At 41.5% G+C, this 21,931-nt stretch carries 24 protein-coding genes; 2 read left to right on the forward strand and 22 right to left on the reverse strand.

Annotated elements, in window-relative coordinates:
* Positions 1-25: 25 nt before the first annotated feature.
* Positions 26-1,855, reverse strand: a complete 1,830-nt coding sequence (locus AB3489_RS10705; protein ID WP_368292857.1) for a nitrogen regulation protein NR(II) — start codon at positions 1,853-1,855, stop codon at positions 26-28.
* A gap of 273 nt (positions 1,856-2,128) precedes the next feature.
* Between AB3489_RS10705 and AB3489_RS10710 the strand changes: the two genes are divergently transcribed.
* Positions 2,129-2,968, forward strand: a complete 840-nt coding sequence (locus AB3489_RS10710; RefSeq protein ID WP_368292858.1) for a hypothetical protein — start codon at positions 2,129-2,131, stop codon at positions 2,966-2,968.
* Between the two features lie 219 nt (positions 2,969-3,187).
* Positions 3,188-6,622 (forward strand): pyruvate carboxylase, encoded by a 3,435-nt coding sequence (locus AB3489_RS10715; protein ID WP_368292859.1) that lies wholly within the window; start codon positions 3,188-3,190, stop codon positions 6,620-6,622.
* A gap of 183 nt (positions 6,623-6,805) precedes the next feature.
* Here AB3489_RS10715 and AB3489_RS10720 read toward each other — a convergent pair whose 3' ends face one another.
* The 21 genes from AB3489_RS10720 to AB3489_RS10820 all read right to left on the reverse strand — a co-directional run bounded on the left by AB3489_RS10720 (position 6,806) and on the right by AB3489_RS10820 (position 21,669).
* On the reverse strand, positions 6,806-7,627 hold the full coding sequence (locus tag AB3489_RS10720; RefSeq protein WP_368292860.1) for a methyl-accepting chemotaxis protein: 822 nt from the start codon (positions 7,625-7,627) through the stop codon (positions 6,806-6,808).
* A gap of 172 nt (positions 7,628-7,799) precedes the next feature.
* Positions 7,800-8,168, reverse strand: coding sequence for a hypothetical protein (locus AB3489_RS10725; protein WP_368292861.1), 369 nt, complete (start codon positions 8,166-8,168; stop codon positions 7,800-7,802).
* 47 nt (positions 8,169-8,215) lie between these two features.
* Positions 8,216-8,650, reverse strand: coding sequence for a hypothetical protein (locus tag AB3489_RS10730; RefSeq protein WP_368292862.1), 435 nt, complete (start codon positions 8,648-8,650; stop codon positions 8,216-8,218).
* Between the two features lie 116 nt (positions 8,651-8,766).
* Positions 8,767-9,150: a hypothetical protein gene (locus AB3489_RS10735; protein WP_368292863.1), complete on the reverse strand. Its 384-nt coding sequence runs from the start codon at positions 9,148-9,150 to the stop codon at positions 8,767-8,769.
* A gap of 20 nt (positions 9,151-9,170) precedes the next feature.
* On the reverse strand, positions 9,171-9,620 hold the full coding sequence (locus AB3489_RS10740) for a hypothetical protein (protein ID WP_368292864.1): 450 nt from the start codon (positions 9,618-9,620) through the stop codon (positions 9,171-9,173).
* Positions 9,621-9,639: 19 nt separating this feature from the next.
* Positions 9,640-9,945, reverse strand: a complete 306-nt coding sequence (locus tag AB3489_RS10745) for a hypothetical protein (RefSeq protein WP_368292865.1) — start codon at positions 9,943-9,945, stop codon at positions 9,640-9,642.
* Complete coding sequence (locus AB3489_RS10750; protein WP_368292866.1) at positions 9,936-10,280, reverse strand: hypothetical protein; 345 nt, start codon at positions 10,278-10,280, stop codon at positions 9,936-9,938. The genes AB3489_RS10745 and AB3489_RS10750 overlap by 10 nt, the downstream gene beginning before the upstream one ends.
* Complete coding sequence (locus AB3489_RS10755) at positions 10,277-11,626, reverse strand: radical SAM peptide maturase, CXXX-repeat target family (RefSeq protein WP_368292867.1); 1,350 nt, start codon at positions 11,624-11,626, stop codon at positions 10,277-10,279. Before AB3489_RS10755 ends, AB3489_RS10750 begins: the two co-directional genes overlap by 4 nt.
* Positions 11,627-11,637: 11 nt before the next feature.
* Complete coding sequence (locus AB3489_RS10760) at positions 11,638-12,594, reverse strand: hypothetical protein (RefSeq protein WP_368292868.1); 957 nt, start codon at positions 12,592-12,594, stop codon at positions 11,638-11,640.
* 191 nt (positions 12,595-12,785) lie between these two features.
* The gene (locus AB3489_RS10765) at positions 12,786-12,980 is read right to left on the reverse strand and encodes a hypothetical protein (protein ID WP_368292869.1); all 195 of its coding nucleotides are present in this window, start codon (positions 12,978-12,980) and stop codon (positions 12,786-12,788) included.
* Positions 12,977-15,493, reverse strand: coding sequence for a hypothetical protein (locus AB3489_RS10770; RefSeq protein WP_368292870.1), 2,517 nt, complete (start codon positions 15,491-15,493; stop codon positions 12,977-12,979). Before AB3489_RS10770 ends, AB3489_RS10765 begins: the two co-directional genes overlap by 4 nt.
* Before the next feature lie 12 nt (positions 15,494-15,505).
* Positions 15,506-16,009, reverse strand: coding sequence for a hypothetical protein (locus AB3489_RS10775; protein ID WP_368292871.1), 504 nt, complete (start codon positions 16,007-16,009; stop codon positions 15,506-15,508).
* Between the two features lie 33 nt (positions 16,010-16,042).
* The gene (locus AB3489_RS10780; protein ID WP_368292872.1) at positions 16,043-16,654 is read right to left on the reverse strand and encodes a putative phage tail protein; all 612 of its coding nucleotides are present in this window, start codon (positions 16,652-16,654) and stop codon (positions 16,043-16,045) included.
* The gene (locus AB3489_RS10785) at positions 16,651-17,718 is read right to left on the reverse strand and encodes a baseplate J/gp47 family protein (RefSeq protein ID WP_368292873.1); all 1,068 of its coding nucleotides are present in this window, start codon (positions 17,716-17,718) and stop codon (positions 16,651-16,653) included. Before AB3489_RS10785 ends, AB3489_RS10780 begins: the two co-directional genes overlap by 4 nt.
* The gene (locus tag AB3489_RS10790; protein ID WP_368292874.1) at positions 17,705-18,139 is read right to left on the reverse strand and encodes a DUF2634 domain-containing protein; all 435 of its coding nucleotides are present in this window, start codon (positions 18,137-18,139) and stop codon (positions 17,705-17,707) included. The genes AB3489_RS10785 and AB3489_RS10790 overlap by 14 nt, the downstream gene beginning before the upstream one ends.
* Positions 18,132-18,479: a DUF2577 family protein gene (locus tag AB3489_RS10795; RefSeq protein ID WP_368292875.1), complete on the reverse strand. Its 348-nt coding sequence runs from the start codon at positions 18,477-18,479 to the stop codon at positions 18,132-18,134. The genes AB3489_RS10790 and AB3489_RS10795 overlap by 8 nt, the downstream gene beginning before the upstream one ends.
* 18 nt (positions 18,480-18,497) lie before the next feature.
* Positions 18,498-19,442 (reverse strand): hypothetical protein, encoded by a 945-nt coding sequence (locus AB3489_RS10800; protein WP_368292876.1) that lies wholly within the window; start codon positions 19,440-19,442, stop codon positions 18,498-18,500.
* The gene (locus tag AB3489_RS10805; protein ID WP_368292877.1) at positions 19,439-20,068 is read right to left on the reverse strand and encodes a LysM peptidoglycan-binding domain-containing protein; all 630 of its coding nucleotides are present in this window, start codon (positions 20,066-20,068) and stop codon (positions 19,439-19,441) included. Before AB3489_RS10805 ends, AB3489_RS10800 begins: the two co-directional genes overlap by 4 nt.
* Before the next feature lie 20 nt (positions 20,069-20,088).
* Positions 20,089-20,997, reverse strand: coding sequence for a hypothetical protein (locus AB3489_RS10810; RefSeq protein ID WP_368292878.1), 909 nt, complete (start codon positions 20,995-20,997; stop codon positions 20,089-20,091).
* A 115-nt stretch (positions 20,998-21,112) separates the two neighbouring features.
* Entirely contained in the window at positions 21,113-21,241 is a 129-nt protein-coding gene (locus AB3489_RS10815; RefSeq protein WP_368292879.1) for a hypothetical protein, read from the reverse strand.
* A gap of 23 nt (positions 21,242-21,264) precedes the next feature.
* Positions 21,265-21,669: a hypothetical protein gene (locus AB3489_RS10820; RefSeq protein WP_368292880.1), complete on the reverse strand. Its 405-nt coding sequence runs from the start codon at positions 21,667-21,669 to the stop codon at positions 21,265-21,267.
* Between the last annotated feature and the right edge of the window lie 262 nt (positions 21,670-21,931).

Consider the following 21,931-nt stretch of genomic DNA (forward strand, 5'->3'; position numbering starts at 1 on the left):
TTTTTGTAGTCCGGCAGTTCAATCGTTAGATCTGCTCATTTTCATTACTGCTATAATTATTAAGCGGGAAAGTTATAAAAAACGTAGTCCCCTCCTCTCCTGTCAGAAATTCAAGCCTGGCTTGATGTCTGCGCACAATACCCAAAGAAATCGCAAGGCCTAAGCCTGTCCCATTCTCTTTCGTCGTAACGAACGGTGTACCTAGAGTATCTTGAACACTCTGGGGAATCCCTTTGCCATGGTCTTGGATTGCCAGAACAACCCCTTCCTGAACCTGGTACGTTTTGATGTAGACCTTTCCCTTCGTAGCGGTCTCTTCCAGAGCGTTTCGGACTAAGTTAAGGATAAGCTGTTTAATCTCTGACTCATTGAGATCAATGCTTGGAATATCCATTAATTCCAAGAGCAGCTCTTTGTCTGAACTATGCGCATCAGCCTGCAGCATCGGATACAACCTGTTGATAATGTTGTTGATATTCTCCTCTTTCACACAATCCGCACTTACCTTGGCCACCGACAGGAAATCCGTAAGAATCTCATTGGCTCTGTCAATCTCCGTGATCATCAGATCCATGTATTCTATCTTAAGTTCCGAATCAGACTGGCCCTCCAGCAGTTGCAGAAAGCCCCGGACCGTACTCAGCGGATTTCTAACTTCATGGCTGATCCCTGCCACCATTTGTCCGATCAGGTTGAGCCGCTCCAGGCGCTGCATTTCCCTGTCCCTTTGTTTCAGCTCCGTGATATTCCTGACAAAAACTGTGAGACCCTGTTTAAACGGATAGGCATGGTACTGGAAGTATTTATTTTCCGGAGAGATATATTCCTCCCAATGCAGGGATATATTCTCTTCTAAAGCCTGTCTCAGGTTGACACGTGTTGCAGAATCAGCTAACACACTGTAAACGTCCCAAATATTTCTTCCAATCAGGTCTTCACGATCGTATCCCATGTTTTTCTTCATCTCTTTATTGACATAGGTAAAGCACCACTCCTTGTCCAACGCAAAGAATCCGTCACCAATGCCTTCCATGATGGTCAGGAGCTTGTCATTGGAGCTTTCCAATTCAACATTCAATTGATACAAGTTTTCCAGGTGATTTCTGATCTCTTCAAATACCGGTTGGAGTTCCGGCAGCCTTTCCAGGTCCTCCACGCTTTCCAGACTGTTGCTTTTAATTGTATGGGCAAATGACTCTAATGAAGCCTTGATTCTGACAATATTCTTTTTAATAATGGCCAGCACAATGATCCAGAGAATAATGCTTGGGACCAGCACTTTAGCATATTTGAACGATGACAGATAAAAGATATTATCGGTCCCTATTTCGGCCCAGGTGTAACCAATCACGGTATTCTGGTAATACAGCGGTACTGCAACCGCAATAATGCCTTGGCCGTTCCAGTCAATAACGCCCGCTTCATTGATAAATTCCGCATTCCCAGATTGAAAAAGCCGGAAGAACTCGACATTAAGCTGATCCTTAACAACGGATTCTGCACTAGGTGCAAAAATAATATTCTGATCCATTTCCTTGTCAAAATAGCCCATGCGAATATTGGAGTACTCGGCGGAAAGATCGGCAACCTCCTGGCCGAGCAACGCATTCATTTCTGTTATCTTTTCTTTGTCAGAAAGATTGCGATCATGTTTGTAAAGCTTGATATCCGTATAATGCGCTTGGATCTGATTTTCTAAAACTGACGCTGCACTCATCAGTTCAAACTCTTTCTTTAATACTTCTTCATCCCAATAAATATTTGCGATAAAAAAATATAAAATGACCATGATACTGAACATAAGCAAAGTTATCTTAATCATCGTCGACTGAATAATTGACTTACTTAATCCCATTTTTCTACCTCTTTCCACAAATGCCGATAGCGTTCAAAAATATGCTCACTTGTGTAAACAGTTATTATATATTCCTTTCCATTATTTCAGAACTTTGGCATTAATTCAATAATTTTCTTAAGAATAAGAAGCAAGAAACTGCAAATAATAACAGAAAAAAGTAACAAAGGAAGTATTTATATGGGATATTTTACAATAAAAAGTAGGAATTGGTCTACAAGATTAATCTGCTTTTTTATCATTTCTTTATTGTTTTTTCCGGGATGCAGCATGATGAATAAAATTACAGGCAAGCAGCCCGAAAAATCCGAAAATTCCGAAGCTATTCCTAAACAGCTTGAAGACGTCGAGGCATCAATCGAAAAGATCTTCGGTGTATTAAAAGGGCCGTCCCTTGTTTCAGAAGAAGCAAACGGCCAGAGTGAACAGACTCAAACCGGTGAGCAGAATCAAGCAGGCAGCAGTCAGAGCCAAACGAACAGCCAGAATCAAACCGAAGGAGGCAGCCAGCAGAAAGAGCAGTCGAGTAAGAGTTCCTCCGGGCAAACAAATACGAATCAGGCTGCTGATCCGTTCCAGCAGGCAGCACTCGAAATTAACAAACTCCATTATCTATGGAATGAGGTTATGCCCGAAATTAATAAAAAAGGCGCTCCCAAAAAACTTACTGAGGATTTTAGCAATTCTCTGAATAATCTTACAGAATCCGTGACGACCAAAGATAAAATGAAAATCATGCTGGCCTTAAACGCCCTATACGCAAAGATTCCAGATGTTTACGCGCTTTATAAAACCAATATTTCTCCCGAAATTAAGAATATCATCTATTACAGCCGAAGCTCCATTTTATTCGCTGAGTCTAAAGACTGGGGAAAAGCATCAGTCGCCATCAAAGAACTTAAATCATCCTGGGCTATGATGAATAACGCGCTGGAAGGAAAACAGCGGGATGATTCCAGCAAGCTGGACCTGTCCATTCTGGAGCTTGAAAAAGTGGTCCAGGAACAAAATACGCAACTTGTGCAAATTAAAGGGAAGATCACGCTGGCCAATATTGCTGCACTTCAAAAGTCTTTGCAAGAAGCACAGCAAAGCGAAAAGCAAAAGAAATAAACAAAACCCTCATGTTTAAGATCTGACAATTGGCGTATCCGTTTGCGTTGCAAAGAATTTCTGTTATTTTAACAAAATAATATTGGTGAAAACTTGGATTATTTGTACAATTAATTCTGTATTCCGGTATTTTTTTTCTGAAGGACTTTTTACGGCACCCTCAATGCCTTATAATAGTAGGAATAAGATGATTGATTTCAAGACCAAAGGAGATACCAAATGAAAATACAGAATTTTAATAAAGTGCTGGTCGCAAACAGGGGAGAAATTGCGATCAGGGTTTTTCGGGCCTGCAAAGAGCTTGGGATCAGAACCGTGGCTATTTATTCGGAAGAAGACAAATATGCCTTGTTCAGAGCAAAAGCAGATGAATCCTACCTGATTGGTGAGAAAAAGAAACCGATCGAAGTATACTTAAGCATTGGTGAAATTATTAACCTCGCCTTAAAAAAGGGCGTTGACGCCATTCATCCCGGCTATGGCTTTTTATCAGAAAACCCGGAATTCGCGGAAAAGTGTGAGGAAGCCGGTATTGTTTATATCGGACCGTCTGTTCATACACTCGAAAACCTCGGGGATAAAATCAAATCCAAACTGCTGGCTCAAAGCGTAGGCGTTCCTGTCATTCCCGGCGTGGACAAACCGATGACTTCCGTGGACGAAGCTGTGATCTTTGCCGAGAAATATGGATATCCCGTGATTCTGAAAGCGGCAGCAGGCGGCGGTGGAAGAGGAATGCGCGTCGTCTACAGTGAAAAGGACCTGGAGCGTGAATTTAATAATGCCAGAACAGAGGCTAAGAAGGCTTTTGGTATTGAAGATATTTTCATTGAGAAATACCTAGAAAGACCTAAACACATTGAAGTCCAAATTCTGGCCGACAAGTACGGCAATATCGTTCATCTGTATGAGCGGGACTGCTCCGTGCAGCGCCGCCATCAAAAAATTCTCGAATTTACGCCGGCTTTCTCGATTCCCCAGGAAGTCAGAGATCGCCTGTACCAGGATGCGCTTAAACTTTCCAGAGCTGTCAATTATGTTAATGCAGGCACTGCAGAGTTTCTGGTTGACAAGCACGGCAACCACTATTTTATTGAAATGAATCCCCGGATTCAAGTCGAGCACACAATCACTGAGATGACGACAGGGATTGATATTGTTCAAAGCCAAATTCTGGTCGCTCAGGGCTACCCGCTAAATTCGAAAGAAATCGGAATTTCATCCCAGGAATCGGTTGTTCCGCGCGGATACTCGATCCAGTGCAGGATTACCACGGAAGATCCGCTCTCAAACTTTATGCCGGATACAGGGAAAATTGACGTATACCGGACGAGTTCCGGTTTCGGCATCCGGCTCGACGGCGGTAATGGCTACACCGGCGCGAACATCTCACCTTACTATGACAGCCTGCTCGTTAAAATTATCTCCTGGGCCAGAACGTTTGAAGGAACTACGCAAAAAGCAATCCGTTCTGTTAAAGAAATGAATGTCAAAGGGGTCAAGACCAACGAAGCCTTCCTTATTAATGTCATGAACCACGAGAAATTCTTAAGCGGAGAATGTGATACCCATTTTATCGATGATACGCCGGAGCTTTTTGACATCAAACCCAAAAAGGATTACGAAACAAAGCTTCTGAAATATATCGGCGAAAAGATTGTCAACGAAGTCAAGAGCACCAAGAAAGACTATAACATCGCCCCAGTGCCAAAGATAGAACTGCCTTCCGAACGTACAGGAATCAGAGACATCCTGCAGCAGCGCGGCGCTGATGGCTTCGTATCCTGGGTCAAAGACCAGAACAAACTACTGCTGACCGACACGACTTTCCGGGACGCGCATCAGTCCCTGCTGGCAACGCGGGTTCGGACCAAAGATCTTGTGTCGATTGCCGAAGCAACTTCCGTCCTGGCCAGTGATCTGTTTTCCATGGAAATGTGGGGCGGAGCCACGTTTGATGTTGCCTACCGCTTTTTACGGGAATCTCCCTGGCGCAGGCTGCAAAAACTCAGACAGCTCATCCCAAATATCCCGTTCCAGATGCTGATCCGCGGCGCCAATGCCGTAGGATATACGAACTATCCCGACAACCTGATCCGAGCCTTTATCCAGGAAGCCGCAACGCAAGGTATCGATATCTTCAGGATCTTTGACAGCCTGAACTGGCTGAAAGGTATGGAAGTGGCTTTTGCCGAAGTGATGAAGACCGGAAAAATAGCAGAAGTATGTTTATGCTATACCGGGGATATCCTCGATGAAAGCAAAGAAAAATACTCGCTGAACTATTACCTGAAGATGGCGAAGGAAATTGAGAAGATGGGCGCCCATATACTTGGCATCAAAGATATGTCCGGCCTGCTGAAACCCTATGCCGCAACTAAACTGATCAAGGCCCTGAAGCAGGAAATATCCATTCCGATCCACCTGCATACACATGATACCAGCGGAAACGCTGTCGCCACGATTCTGATGGCGGCTGAAGCAGGGGTGGATATCGTTGATGCGGCGCTCAGTCCGATGGCAGGGACTACAAGCCAGCCTTCCATGGATTCAATTATTGCAGCACTCCGCAATACCAAGATGGATCCGGGAATGGACCTCGACGATATCCAAAAGCTCTGTAATTACTGGAGTGAAGCCAGAACGTTCTATGAGCAGTTTGAATCCGGACTGAAATCTGGAACTGCTGAAATATACAAATATGAGATTCCTGGAGGCCAGTATTCCAATCTGAAGCCGCAGGTGGAAAGTTTTGGTCTTGGCCACAAATTTGATGAAGTCAAAGCGATGTATATAGAGGTCAATCAGATCCTCGGTGACATCGTCAAGGTTACCCCTACCTCCAAAGTGGTCGGAGATATGGCCATCTTTATGATCCAGAACGGACTGACCAGAGAAAATCTGCTTGGAAAAGGAAAAAACCTAGCGTTTCCCGATTCGGTCGTCGACTATTTCAAAGGGATGATAGGCCAGCCGGAGGGCGGTTTCCCAGAAGAACTGCAAAAAATTGTTCTGAAAGGTCAGGATCCAATTACCTGCCGGCCCGGTGAAATCCTCGAATCGATTGATTTTGAAAAAATTAATAAGGAACTCCAGGAAGAATACCATATAGAGCCCAATATCCGGAACGCCCTGAGCTATGCACTTTATCCAAAAGTATACAGCGATTACCTCAAATCCCTGGATGAATTCGGGCATCTCTATAACCTGGAAAGCCACGTCTTTTTCTACGGATTGAAAGAAGGCGAGACCAGCGAAATCGAACTTGACGAAGGCAAGACCATGATCTTGAAGCTGGTTGAAGTCCGTGATGTGGATGAAGAAGGCTATAAGACGCTGCTTTTTGAGATCAACGGTAATAGAAGAGAAGTACGGATCTTTGACCGGAACTTTGAAGAAAAAGAAAAGGTCTCCGTCACACTGATGGCAGACCCGAATAATCCAAAGGAAATCGCCTCATCGATCACCGGAATCATCTCCAAAGTGTTTGTCAAAGAAAACGAAAAAATTATCAATAAACAAAGCATGCTGATCATTGAGGCCATGAAAATGGAGACGAATATTATGGCCCCAACGGACGGAGAAATCGAAAGCATCCTAATCAGCGAAGGCCAGCAGGTTAAATCCGGTCAACTGATTATTAAACTCAAGTAAAAACCATCATTAATAAAATAAACCTTAAGTATAAGATTCCGTAAGAATTGCGCAGACAAACCTATTTTTGTCTGCCTTTTCTTCATCCAAAAAAAGAAAACCCGGCATAACAGAGTCCGAAGAGCGACACAATGTGCCCGCCTCGACATCTGTAATACCGGGTGTTTTTTCAATCATGGTTATTTACAGTTTGGCAGCCGTATCTTTAACCGTCTCCGCCAACTTCCGCAAGTGATCGATCGTGGCTGCATTCTCCTGAGTGGCCGCAGCCTGCTGCTGAGCGATCTGTCCCGATTCTTCAGCTGCATTGGTCATGTCGGTAACCGCCGAAGAAATCGACTCAATAATCTGCCGGACTTCTTCTGCTGCTTTTTTACTGTTTTCGGCTAACTTCCGGATTTCCTGAGCAACTACACCGAATCCGCGGCCGTGTTCCCCAGCCCGGGCCGATTCAATCGCAGCATTTAAGCCAAGCATATTCGTCTGATTCGAGATGTTTGTGATGGTATTGATAATGACTTCAGTTTCATCGATTTTCTGGTTAGATTCCTGCGCCTTTACGGAGAGGGCTTGACCGACTTCGGCCAGTCTCCCGGCACCCATGGCGACCTCCTCGACCGCCGAGGCAATCTGATCCAGATAATTGGACAGCTGTACAGCTACCTCATTAACATCCTGCTGTTTCTTCCTTCCGGTCGCACATACCACCGTCCCGACAGGACTTCCGTTTTCATCAGGTATCGGTATATTTACTCCGCGAAACAGCGTCCCGGTCCGGACATTAAACACGGTCTTCCTGTTCTCTTTCATACATTTTTCGGTAGCTGTTCCCATAATCTCACTGCCGACTTCAATACCAATATTAAGCTCTTCTCCCTCGGCTACCTGAAGATATTTTTTCCCATCCGTCACGTATAAGGCCATGTCAGGAGGAAGAGCCTTAACAACATAAGGCAATATGCCGCAGAGTGCGTTAATTGCGTCTTGTCCCTTGAGCAATTCCATTCTATTCCCCCCTTATTCAAACAATTATTTATATTTTATTGGATATTCGACGCAATTATGGCAATTCCTTTTTGTTAAAAAAATAACTTGTATATCCAACTTTTATTTATCAAAATTTTAGCGAATAAAAAAATACCCGCTTAAACTTCCTCTGCTTAAGCGGGCTCTTGGTCTAAGCGGGCCGTATTTGAATGTACCAGATAAAAAATCCTGCAAGCATGAGGAATACTGTCGTAGCAGTCCATCTGAGAATTGACAAGATTCCTTTAACCGAAGCTGCCAGGCTTTCGATATCTTTTTCTTTTTTGATGCACTCCATCTCCTGCTCTTTCATCCTTTCGTCGTGACTGCTAAGCATCTCTTTGATATCAAAGCTAAACTCCATCAACTGCTCGCACAAACTATCCAGCCGCTTGGATTCCAGCACCGAGGAAGATTCCAAAATAGCCAGCCGCTCATCATACTTCTGGAGCGTCTCTTCATGATCCTTCAATCTTTCTTCAAGTCCTTCCTTACTCGTATTTTTATGGTCGGATATCATAACCTCTCCTCCATTCTAAAGCGTGAAGTTACAGGTTTCCGGGTTTTTTATTGCATCACCTCACTGATCACTTCATTTTCCTGATCATACGACAAAAGATAGACTTTCGTCATCCTTACAGTTGTCCCATCCTCTTCATAATACGTGACAGTCTTGTTCAAATAATTTGGAGGAATCCCTCCGCCCAAAACCAACCTCTTTGCCAACGTACCATCCGCACGTTTCCATTGAAGTTCGGTGAACTTTCCGAAGGCATCTTTATTTAGCCGATAGAGATTGAGTGATTCGATATGGGGTGTACGATCCACCAGATGGCTATTTAACACAGCGGCCGTGGAGCCAAGCCCATGTGCAGTGTTGTCCTGCAAGTGGTCTTGAATCGCATGGTCTATAATGTCGAGATTGTCATTATAATCACTTGTGTCCAGCGATTCCATTTCGGTAGGTTTCTTTAAAAACAGTTTCGGGGTAAAAAATGGCATATTTTTCCCTCCCTTATTTTTTACTACCCAACTATTCAAAGTTATTACACATTTAATACATAAAATATTTCGGTAAATCAGAAGATACAGATTCGAGGTATATTTCAGTTCTGTAACTAATAATCATTCCCCCTATACTTTTTTCTTATTATTAAATTAGATAATTTATAATCAACTGAATAATGAAGTTGACTCTTAGAATTCTCTAAAAAATCAACCACTTTAAAACCTAATGCATCATTTACAATGTTTTGAAATAATTTTTCTCTACTCATAAACAGTTCCGAATAATGGTCCAAAAACCTCGTCAGATTAAATTGATTAGATATTTCTGAATTATTGTTTAGGAAAGAATTAAATAGCAAATCACAGGAATGTAATTTGTAAGAAAGATATTCCAAGGAAGCAACCTTTTTTTTATCTAGACTGACAAAGATTTTGTCGTCTACCGAAAGATCCTTAATCACATTTAATAAATTCTGATTCTGTATTTCTTTCATTTTATATTCTCCTCTGAGAATTATTGAATTTGGATAGTAGAGATTTTATCTAAAACATGTTTGATTTTTGTCCGATCCTTCAATGAAATAGCTACGCGGACTACTCCATTGAGATATTCAAATTCTGGATTATCCATAGAAATAGCCTGATTAACGAAGGATTCCAAAGATTCTTTATCTGAATAATCCAAAGAGTTTAATTCTACCATACCGATCAATTGATTTCGTCGTTGATCCGTTAGTGCTTTTGTTTCGGTAAAAAGTTTTTTTATCATATTTTTATTAGTTTTAATAAAATCCTTTTCAGAAAATGTTCTAAATGTTTCAAATATTTTTTGGCAATACATGTTATCGCCAGCATAATAAGTGTTTAGCGCTGAAATATCTTCATCGATAGAATCATTTCCAATCATTATCTTTTCTGTAAGCCTAGTCATAAGTAATAAAAATTTTTTTTCATCTTGTGTCATTTTTTATTCCTCCATTACATTAAGATCTTATATTTGTAGACATTAACGTCTGAATATAGAAAATTGTTTCAGAAAGTCCAGAAGTAAGGACTATTCCTCCCTGAGAGGTACTGTGATTCTTTGATGAATTGAATAAGTGTTCGTCGTCAAATACTTTTTGTGGATGTTCTACGAAAACCTTGATACCTATATCTGGTTCATTTGTATAAGTATCTCCGGTTGGTAGCGTCATGCTTCTTCTACTAAACTCATTCCTTAATTTTGCTTTCAGCTCAATAAAGTCACTTTTGCTAAATAATCCGTTATTGGTAATATTTAATCCCAAATTTGCAATAGTTGTTGATTGGTTAGCTGCTGTACAGGCATTGTCGCAGTATCCAGAACACGTTCCTGTGCAAGCCGTACAACTTGACCCGCAACCCCCACAACCCGAGCAACCTGAACAAGATCCTGTACAACCAGTACAACTGGTACACCCCCCAGAGCAGCCTGAGCAACTAAAAGCACAACCACTGCCACATCCTGAACATCCCATACAGTCCCCATAACAGCCAGTACAAGAAATTGAACAACCACCAGTGCAGCTATCAGCACAGCCACTAACACAAGCGGAGCCGCAGGTAGACCCACAAGATCCGGTACAGTTACTACCACAATCATAAGGCATTTAAGTCACCACACAATCTCAAGTATTCTTTTTTTTGAATAATATTCAATGCCCATCCTTCGGGAACATTTAATTTAAACTCCTTGTTACTATCAATCAAATTGTATAATCTCTTGAAGAAATACCTATTTGCTAAAACCCTTGCCTGATGCATAATGCATATATATGTTGCCCTTTTATTTGGATCACCGAATTTATCATAGTTATATCCAGTACAAAGAGAACAACCGGAAGCAATCGGACAGGTATTACATTTTTCTTCCGATTGACTACTCATGGTTATCCTTTTCAACTGCTCCAGCCATTCGTTTTCTAAAAGTATCCCTGTCTCTATGGAGCCAATAGATTTTTCCTCCCGGCATGGGGTTGATAAGGAATATTGCATAAATCTTATGCAGGGGTAGAGTTTTCCATCTGTCCCTATGGCCAGCATTTCACCATTACCGCCACACCAGTTTTTATCCTCTATCAATTCCTGACCTATTGTTTCATCGAATAGTGAAGTCCAATATTTTGAAAAGTTTTTGTTTTTCAGCAAAAAATCAGCAAGTTTGATCATTTCGTCAAATAGGATCTTAGCGTGTTCAATTGTCCAACCTTCCTCATAAATGCAGTTTGCATAAGCTCCTCTTAATCCCAGACCCCATAAGTTCTGTAATGCTGCTGATAGATACATCACATTAGTTGGTGAAATTGTCATCTTTGTTGATTCCTGTATGCCTAGCTTTAATCCCTTTTTAACGGCACTTTCAACGATATCATAACTCCCGCGTCCATCCGGGAATCTTCGACAAGCATCGTGTAAGTCTCTATTTCCGTCAATTGTTATCCCTAAGCTTACACGGCCTTTATTCTTTCTAAGAAAACTTTGGACTTTCGGCGTATCAAAAAGAATACCATTACTTGTAATGCTTACCATGTAATTGTCAGCCCAGGAAATACCTAATTCAAAGGCCCGGAATCTAAAGTAATCTACGATATAATCAATTAGATCAATTTCTAGCAATGGCTCTCCACCGATAAATTCAAGAATAACCGCTGGGGAATCATTGAATTTGATATATCCATTTAACTTGCGTTTATTCAGAATGAAATCAACGGCCTTTTTTGCTATATCCTTGGTCATAACCTTTCCGCTCTTATGTGTCTCATAACAGTAAGAGCAATTTAGGTTACATCGCTCCGTCACGACAAAAGTTATCGTCTTAACCAAAAGCGTAGATAAACATCTATCACATCCTTCACTACAGTTTTGTCCATCGTACATAGTAATAAAATAATCCTGAAAATCCATAAAGTCTTTCGATGTCAGATAATATCCGTTACTTGGTAAATTCATAAATTTGCTCCTTACGAATTCATTATGAGCATAAAAACAAGACCTATTTCTAGGTCGTTCTTATCACCTTGAGCCTTACCTATGACAGTACCAGGAATGTAATGTTCACTTGCCATAGCGACGCCGGGGATATCTGAGGCAACGAGAAGATCACCTTTTTTAACAATCCCAATCACCTTAACTGGCACCCTCCCAGACACACCGACTGAAGCAAAATCCCTCTCGTCATTACCATCACCTTTTCCTCCGACACACTGAGCAAAGCAGTTAGAATAAACACCAACCACTAACGGGTCATAAGCAAATCGTGATTTAATATATCCTTTGCCATCCGGGTTAAGACATACCACATCATTTTTCTCTAATAAAAAATCATCTTTTAAAAAATACTCAGCATAGTCATTGTAGACTGCGTTATAAACCCTTGTTGCATAAAAATAACCGCTGTAGTTTAATCGTTGCGTACCTGTTGGTGCGGTTGTAGAAACGTCAAAATATCCATTCGTGTTATTAGATACTCCATATTTTAAAAATGAGTTAGCATTAACTCCTCCCTGGAGGATTGCCTTGCCATTAGATGACTCATATCGAAATGTATAAATACAATTTGCTTTCAAATCACCTGCAGAGAGATTGACCAAGGATGCGTTTACCATTGGTATTGAACCAAGTGAATTAACATTAATTGTTGATGCGCCAGTATTATCAACATTAATTTTTACAGCAAAGGCCATTCCATCAATATAAGACGTTGGAGCTGAATTAAGCGTAATAGAATACGTATTAGCTGAACCTGTTGCAACTGCATAAGAGATTTGTCTTAAAAAATCTCCCAAATGTAAAGTAAGTGTATTTTCTCCTTCGATTAGCTTATCATTGATTATTTGAAAGTTATTATTAAGAGCTTCTCTACTGACATTATCATTACTATCGTATTTTTTTATTCCAGTGAGTAATTCCTGTGCCATCTTTTGTCCTCCTATAATTTAATTTTGAAAGCAATAGTAATAATCATTAAAGATAGAATAAAGATAAATTGTATACATGAACCCTAAAGGAAAGCCGCTTTATAAGCGACTTTTATTACAAAGATATATAATTTACACCTGTTTTGTTTCCCCGCAGAAATTGGGTCTTTTACGAAGTTATCCTTCTACGCTTATTTCTCTTCCACATAACCATTTGGTACATTATCCATAAACTCAATATCCGGCTTGGGTATCATATGCTTTCCATCTTCCCTTTGTTGTATTTCAGCCCATTTTACCGTAATATCCCCGCCCAAGCGCATATTTAAACTGATAACAGCATTCGCAATATAGGCTGATTGGTAATCGTTAAATATTAACATCATACTCCTATCACCCCTTGTAATAAGCCAGCTTGGCCTTGTGTTAGTTCTTTATTAAACAAAACCAGCGCTTTGATGTTTCCGTTAAAAGAATTTGATACACTGGAGTTATCAGAATTCATACTTCTAGCTCCTATATCAATATTAGGTTGCGGCGTTAATACAGCGGAAAAATTAAATTGGGTCTTTTGCACGCCGTTTACATAATTAATACCATTGGTACTATCCCAACTTAAAAGATACTTGCTTGGGCTATTTAAGAAAATGCCATTGTTCCCGGTGGATGTTTTTGGTCCGCCTTCAAGATAAGGAACAACTTTTAAGTTGGCTGAATCGTAATATATTGCATACTGTATGTCTGTAGAGCTTTGCAAACTTTTGCAGAATAAATACCCTGTAGCGTGCGGACTAAAATCAACAAATATACTTAGCCTAGATACTAAATTTAAGCTATCCCCATTATTGGCAGGTACGAGTCGATTATTACTTCCGTTAAAATAAGGTGCAAAATCAAGTACGCCGACATTGCTTATTCTCGGTTGATACGCCGCAGTGGCTTGAGAAGCATGATTAAGTTTTCCTGACTGGTCATACCACTTCGTTACATAACCACTATTTGAGCCTAGGAAGGTCAATAGGCTGGCGTAGTCAATCTCTCCCTGTTCAAAACCGAAAGCATTGATATAATTTCCGACAAGGGCATCCATCTCAGACAAAGTTTTATTGTACAAAGGGTTTGAGGAGTCTGCGCCCATGTCAACTACAATTAAGTTTTTAAATTTTACAGATTTTCCATTAGCTGTAGCGGCATCTGCATAGGTTGCATAAACTTTGAAAGTGATAGCTCCAGAACTATTAGCATCTAATGTAGTAATGCCTGATTTGGTATACCATTGCCCAATAGTTGGATTTACTTGTACTGCTATACTGTCCATTCCATTACCTGTAGTTGGTTGTACTTTCATAACTACGGGGCTACAAGCATGTAAAGCCTTAAAAGTGTACCTGCAATAATACCTTTTACCAGTAACCCATTGAACGTTTGTTACTTGGTTAATACCAGGATAAGCACTTGTACCCGCCCCAGTATTAACTAATCCTTCAAAATCTACAGACATTGTTCCAGCATATGAGGTAAACCCAGTAGCTCCAAACTTTTGATTACCGTTGGTTAATATATTGTAGGTTCTGTTTTTGGGTACCCCCGCGCCTCCAGAAATAGTTGATGAAAATACGTCAATGACCTGTCCTTTCTTTTCTGGAATACTGGCTAACAGATTACTAAAAATTGTTTCACAGCTTGAATCACTAGGTTCATTTCCTGCGCCATACATTGCGGTTATGTCAAATAGATGCACTTTTTTTACTTTAAAGGGAACAAAACCGGTTTCAAGATTAGTAGACAATTTCATATCTATTGCAGTAACATTGTTGGCATAGTAATAAGCATGAAAAAATTGATAACCACTCACTTGCGGGGGATTGTAGCCAGTCATCGGAAATCCGCCGCCTGCTTTTTGTATGCCGGAGTAAAAACTTTGAGAATTAGTGTCTACAAAACCACAAAACAAATATAGGTGATTTGAAGTTATAGGATAATTAGGAATTTTTATTCCTGCAAACGAAGAAGTTGGTGTTATAATTTGCTCTTCATTCACTACACTGGTGTTAGCAGTATTTTCGATTGTCCAACCATCAGCTAAACCGTCACTATTGGAATCGTAAATAAAGTCACCGTATGATTGTAAAAGATTCGGAACTACCGTAGTACCTGTTGCCCTTGTGCTGTAAGTGTAACTGGCAGTATTAGCGTAACCATTACCTTGAATATAGCCAATTCTGTCAATTAAATTTTTAATCACAGGGTCAAGTTGAGCTTGCGTGGGTTCGTTTCCTGCACCAAATATTTCAGTGAGGTCGAACAAGTGAACTTGCTTGAAACTGATAGGTTGCCAAGAATCGGATTTTGCATCATAAATTTTAAACCCTCCGCTAGTGCTAATAGCTGGGGCTGAATATATACTTTTAAACTGAAATTGGTTATCGCCAGAACTAACGGAGGTAGACGTAATAACACCACTGTTTAAATACATAGCCGCTCCTGAATTATACCCTGTTGGAGCTTTTAAATATGCACAGGCATAATAAATATGTCCAAGCGCAAGAGTAATCGTCTTATATAAACCTCCTGCGGGGGAAGTAGCTGTGGCGGTAAAAGTTTGAATATTATTAACCATAGTAGGAGAAGCCAAAGTTATAATAGCCCATCCGTCACCAACACCGTCACCATTAGAATCGAATTCAAAATTCCCAACATTACTAAGTTTATTCAGAAACAGGATATTCTTTCTTGCTCCTACTAATCCAACATCCATCTCAGCGGAATCAGAAGAACGTCTTACACGCATTAGAGGGCCGGTATAGCCCTTGCTCATTTGCATTTGCCCATAAGCTGCCACCGCCCCTGGGATCTGCTCTAATATGTTTCTTTTCTTCGACAAAAGAGCTACACTCATGATCAGCCCTCCTTAACCTCTGCTTGATACGATAATTGTTCTGTCTGCGGTTGCGTTCACAGGTGAGGCGCTTGTGCCAAAACGAATCTTGAGAAAAGGAACCGCCGCCAATTTTAAGGCGGCCAGGTCAATAGTCACGATTCGGTTTGCAGCCACGGCCACGGCAACTTCTGATCCTGAATCGTCGTAGATATTCTTGTATACCCCCCCTGATGTCATAGAGCCTTGGAAGGTCATTTGCGTGACTGCTCCGGTAAGGTTTGTATCAATATCAAGGGCAAGAAGTTGGCCTTTTGACACTATTTCGTTAGATAGTGATTGACCAGTTAAGACTATGACAGTTTGTAGGTTCGGAGAACTCCCAATTATTGTAATTGGCAATGGATTTGTATTATTTACTTCTGTTAAGCCGTTAGGATGATAAATAACAGTTGGAATAAAAAAATTGTTTCCATCAACTGTTACTTTTACTGCTCCAGCTTTTTGGTTAACATCAACAGGAAATTGAAAAGGCATAATTATTTTTCCTCCTCTAAAAAACTAAGACTTTTATGGCTCGCAAAAAGTACAACCGACACTATACTTAACTATTGGATCTGTGTTAGTATTCCAAGTCTCAAGTTCTTCCCACGTAAACTTTGCATCATCAAGATCAGCCCATGTATATCCTGCTTCATTCAGTTCTCCCCACGTCAAATAGGTATAAATGTACTCAACTAGAAGATGGGTAGGAATTATCCTAACAATTGCCGCTTGGAAGTCGGTCATATTCGGTGGTATACCGTAAATACCGTTAAATTTAATTTGAACCTTGTTTTCTCTTGAAACTTCAATGACTTCAACATCGCCATTTTGGTAGCTCTCAGTGGTAGCTTCAACTAATGAAGCAGTGGTTGTCCCAGCTCCCCGAAGTTTGGATTTTACGACACTTTGCCTGAAGCTCAGAGGTTTGCTCTCATTAACAGGTATTCCAAGGTACTCTTCCCAGTATTTAATTCCCCAGGTAGCAGTATCAATAAAGCATTGCGAGAGAACATCCTTAACTGAATTTTCAACCTGACCGGTATCCTGGCCGATTGATTCTAATACCGATTTAATTGGTTCCTCTTCTGCTATCCAGTCAGGAATATAGCTCTTAACGATTACTACCCGGTTGGTCATGACAGCGTCACCATCCCTATAACAGCGACTTGACAGTCATTAAAGGTTGTACCAATCGCGATATTGGAGGTCCCCCCGTTGACCGTCAATCCGGTATGATCCAAAATTCCGGGGGTCTCAAGCAGCGTATTGCCGATCTTGGCAAAGCTGACATAATCCTGTTTGAAGGCAATGTCTTTAAGGTGCTCAGTTAATAGTGCCCGAAAAGATGTTGTCACTTGTTCCAGTGTGTAGTTCTCCGCCAGAGTGACAGTCACCGCCACATTGATATCGACTCCGGCTGCTGCTTCCACAGTTACTTCGGCGCCGATCGGTCTGACGGATTCGACATACGCTGCAACAGCCGCTACTATCTCTGCTTCTGCTGGCATTTTCTCCGAATCCACGATAACCACCTTGACGGTCCCTGCTCCGTCCCATAACGGGAACACCTTGGCATCACCGACTCCGCTTACTTCTCCGGCCCATTGCAGGTAATGAGATGCATTGCCGCTGGTTGCAGGATTTCGTACTTTGAGCAAAAGCCTGGAGAGAAGATCTTCATCGCTTTCCTCGTCTGTTCCACCGATGATTGCGTTTTCATTCGTAATTTCCGTTACGCCCTGCAAAGCAACCTGCAACGTTTTTACAGCCCCTGCAGGAACATTGCCTGTGATTCCCTCCTCCGCTGCCTGAACAGAAATATCGACTGACTCATTGTCCTGGATAACTGATGCCTTGGTCGATTCAAATCCAATTCCACCGTCGGTCAAAAAGATTGTTCCCTGACCGATTGCTACACCAGGATTCCCTGTGACTTTGACGATTCCGGCTGCCTTCACAGCAACCTTTCTGGTTAGTCCATGTTCTCCAGCCCTGTAATCGAGATATTGGCCGCTGGTCGTCTGTGCAAAAGCCAGAGTCAAAACTAAATCCAGACTGGTATACAGCTGGGCGATTTCCAAGGCTGCAGGGGACAAAGCATCATGAATAAAACTGCCTTCCGTAGTATCTATCTCGAAAGGTGCTTTGCTTTTTAGCCTTTGCAGGATTTCCTCATAAGTTTGTGCTTCAAACAACGACATTCACCTCTCCATAATCTGTTACGAGTGCACATGAAACTTTTAATGTTGCATCCTCCAAATTAACATTAAGATTTTTTACTTCTGTAACGTTTGGATTGACAAGTAGGGCCTCAGAGATATACCGTTTTGCTTCACTCAGGGCCGCCTCTTTACTCAGACTCTGGCCAAAAAGGTTTTCCAGTTCGTGACCGTAATCCCAGGAGTACGCTAGGTATCTATATCTTGGTACCCGCAAGGCTTTCATCGCCCAGATTTTCACTGCATCCTGCCCGGTTACGGTGCTTAGCTTTCCGTCGACCAATTGAAAACAGTCGCGGTCAAAATCCCAGGCGTACTCCCTTGGTATGGTTGTTTGATTGCTTGCTGTGAAATTTTCCTTTGTAACTGTTTCCAGAATAAATGGGAAAATTGATTCACCCATTTGGGCTCACCACCTTGCTTAAGACGATATAGGTTTGCTCTCTTTCTAAAGGAAGTAAAGCGACCAGAGCACCTTTTTGCAGACAACTCTCAATCTGAAGTACGCCCTCCGTCGTTTCGCCGTAACCTTCGGTTGTGGTTAGGATAGCCTGACGGTCATGATCAAGAAGGACATCGGACATTAGCAAGTTTTCTGAATCCAGCTGCAGGTCCCCCATTTTAATCCGGAGCTTCGGCGGTGGATTTGTCACCTGGCCGATACGGATATAGGGCGGATTATACTTCGATCCCTGAGCCTGTATCAGCATTACCAGTTCTGAATAGGGGTTTTTTAGTTCCATGTTGATCCTCCTGTTTGCTTATTCGATATTGCTGAATTTCAGCCCGAGGTCCATCATATAGCTGCCATCCTGCCAGGTATGGGCATCCGTCGCGATTTCAAACAACCCCTTGAGTCCTGTAAACGGTTCTAGAATCTTTACTGATTTACCGGTAAGACATTCACTGTTCCCCAGGACGGAAATATTTCCGTTCCGTTCCAATCCTTTCAGCATGTTTTTCGCTACAGTTTTTGGATCGCTGCCGGCTTCCTTTTGATAAATCTCCTGAAGAACACCGTATTTCTTCATCCATTCCTGGCTCTCGACTTTACCCAGACTGTCTCCATTATCGTTATAGATCATGACCCGGTTGATCATATTTTCAATGGTTTCAGAGTAATTGGCATCCGTAATATTCAGATTCGAACCAAGAACTAGGGAAGCTGTAACCGTCCCTTTTTCGAGTACGGATAACTTTCCATTCTGCATTTGGACGTTGTATTTTTTGCCGGTTTGCTTACCCGCTGCTGTGTAAGCCGCTGTAATAATCTCATACGGACTTTGCGCATTGACAAGCAGGTTTTGGATAATACCGGTTTTTTTGAGCTCCCCGACCGCAAGAAGGAAATCACTGGCGATCCTGGCTGCAATTGACTCAGCCGTAGTCTTCTTAAAGTTATAGTTTGCTTTGGATTTTAGTAAGTAGATCAGGCTGTCATAGGCCGTCACACGGATCATATGGTTTGACCTGGATCTTTCCTGGTAAAAAATAACCCCTGCAAACAGCTCAACTCCGTTATCATCCAACAGTCTGAGCATGTTGCCCGGGCTTAAGCTTATTTTCGGGATGTTTTCATCCGTTGAGGCGGTCACTTCAAGTTCCATCTTTCGGGCTGCTTGTTTTTCATCTCCGCTCCAGCCAATTTTTTTGATTAGCTGGGTGATGTCGGTCCTTTGGCTGGGTTCAATCAAATAGATTTTCATAGCTTCAGCACCTGCCCGGCATAGATCAGACTTGGATTCTTGATGTTGTTCTTCGCTGCCAGAGTTGGATACTTTGCTCCATCGCCATAGAACCTTTTGGCAATGGCCCACAAAGTGTCCCCGGATTTTACGGTGTAAGATGAGGGCACACTTCTTTGCGTTGCTCTGGAATTTTGAGATTGTGATTGATTCGTTAAAGTACTCATTGCCTCTATCTGGGTACCGATCTGTCTATATTCCTTCAGTTCAAGCGTAAAATAAACATCCCCGGTTCCCTCTCCTTTTTCACCGTACTGAAATCTTTCAATGGAAACGGAAATATTAATGTCCGTAGAAGTAATGATCAGTCTGACCGGTTTTCCGGACTTCCGCCAGCTTTCAATGCGGCTGACACAGTCATAAGGGGACGGGAATCCGCTATACTGGCAAAAATAATACTCTTCCTTTGGAAAGAAAGAGTTCAAGGTGATCGTCGCCAGCTTTTCTTTGCCGATCAGATTGATTTCCCCTGTACCCTGTATGTTAACTGTTGTGTTCAGATTGCCCTGAGTAATATCAAAGCAAGATGGTGGAACTGGAAGCTGCAGTGTCTCCGTATTATTGTAGTTTTTGAGCCAAAATTCCATAGCTTTTCACCTCCTGACTGCTAAGCCATGTTTAGAGCTGTCATCTTGATATTGTTGACCAGGGCATTAGCGATCCGGTCAATATCGGTGTCCTCACGAACGATAATCGTATCCGAGAGTTTGGCAATACTGACCGAACCAAAACCGGAACGCATATTGTTGGTTTCCCTTTTCGTAAGAACAGATTCGCCTTCATGCAGGAGGGCAGGATAGTTATCATAAGGGACGCGGGGGATGCCGATGGCAAATTGTTTTGTATTATTTTTTTTCCCTTGACCAACAACTCCTATCCCTGTTGAATTAAATAGTTTTTGTAGCAAATTATCTATTATTGTTGCAGCAATTGATCCGACAACAACCGATATGACCGCTAGCGCTAAGGGATTCACTGCAAGGCTACCTAATAACCCTGCAAACCCAAGGGAAGCACCTAGCGTTCCCAGTCTCCCCACTAATATTTTGGGAATTTGTTTTATCATTTGTTTTACTAACCTTGAAAAAATTCCTTCAAATATTGATCCCAATCCAACCTTTCCGAAAATTTCAAGTTTGTCCCTAAACCCAAGTGTGCCTTTTTCCTTTTTCGCCGTAGCTATCTCATACATTATTTGTGGAAGAATAGTCAACGGTTTAGTATGACCTTTCACAAAAAATCTCTGGGATTTTTTCAATTCTTTTAAAGCGGTTTCAGAAAGCCAATCGTCAAAAATAGAATACATTCTTTGTATATTATCAATGATAAAGCTGCCTAAATGCGTCGGTTTAGATTGTTTTTTTTGAGAAGGAGATTTAATTTTTTGGTTTTCAGTATTATTGTATAACGCATAGCGATTAAAATATGGATTAGAATTTATCAGGTTACTGCGATATTTCTGACCTTTGCTTAATTCCTGTAAAAAATTCCCCCTTAAAATAGTTGTATCTTGCAAAATAATCACCTAGCTTTCAATTGTTCTATAAAGCATTTAAAATATAACAAATTAACTTCAGCATTAAGAGTATCTCTCGTTTCCTGGCATGAACCTTGATAATCCAAGGTATTATTTATTGTTCAACTTTTAATTCCCGAATCTCCCTCTCATAAAAAGCCCTAATCACAAACTTTTCCCCATATGGCAGTGAGGCAAGCACGGATGGCCGGATGCCTTTTGTCACCCAATAGTAATACAGCATTTCTGCCCAGCCGTCCGTGCTGATCAGTTTTTTATTTCTTTAATGACATCGTCTCCGAAGCCGCTGATTTCGGAAATAACATTGAAAATCGTTACAATCTCACCCGGAAGTAGCAGTTTCTTTACTAGCTCAGCCGGTGTGGGAACATTAAAATGGGCCATGAGCTCCTTATCTTTTAAATTCGGCTCAATGACTCCTGCCAATACTGTGGCCATCTGGACTTCTCCCATGTCGATCCCCTGAATCTGGCCATTGGTAAAGTCAGCAGCGGCTTCCTGGATTTCATTATATTTAGACGGCGATAACGCTTGACAGGTAAATACCGCCTGGCCGCCAAATAGAGCAGACAGTCTGGGAATTTCCACCTTTCGGGTTGGAAGCTTAAATTGATCTGTATCCGCTTTTAACAAAAGTTCCAATGTATTCATTCTTTAGATTCCTTTCTGATATTTTTTAAACTTAGAGACATCGTTTCGCTTAGGTTGAAAGTCAGCGTTAACAGCATGAGCTTTTTCTAAGCTCAGACTAGTACAACGTTCTTAAATAAACTACCCCAATAGTTATCTGGCATGCTGAACTTACTTAACCGACTTTTGATTAGTCTGCGTGCCACAGTTCCAGCGTCAAGCGGAGCAAGGAAGCGAAGCGCGGCCTTTTGTGTCAAGGATGACACAACGGCCGAAAGCGGAA

The organism is Dehalobacter sp. TBBPA1 (genome assembly GCF_040931655.1).
In the GTDB taxonomy this organism is placed as follows: domain Bacteria; phylum Bacillota; class Desulfitobacteriia; order Desulfitobacteriales; family Syntrophobotulaceae; genus Dehalobacter; species Dehalobacter restrictus.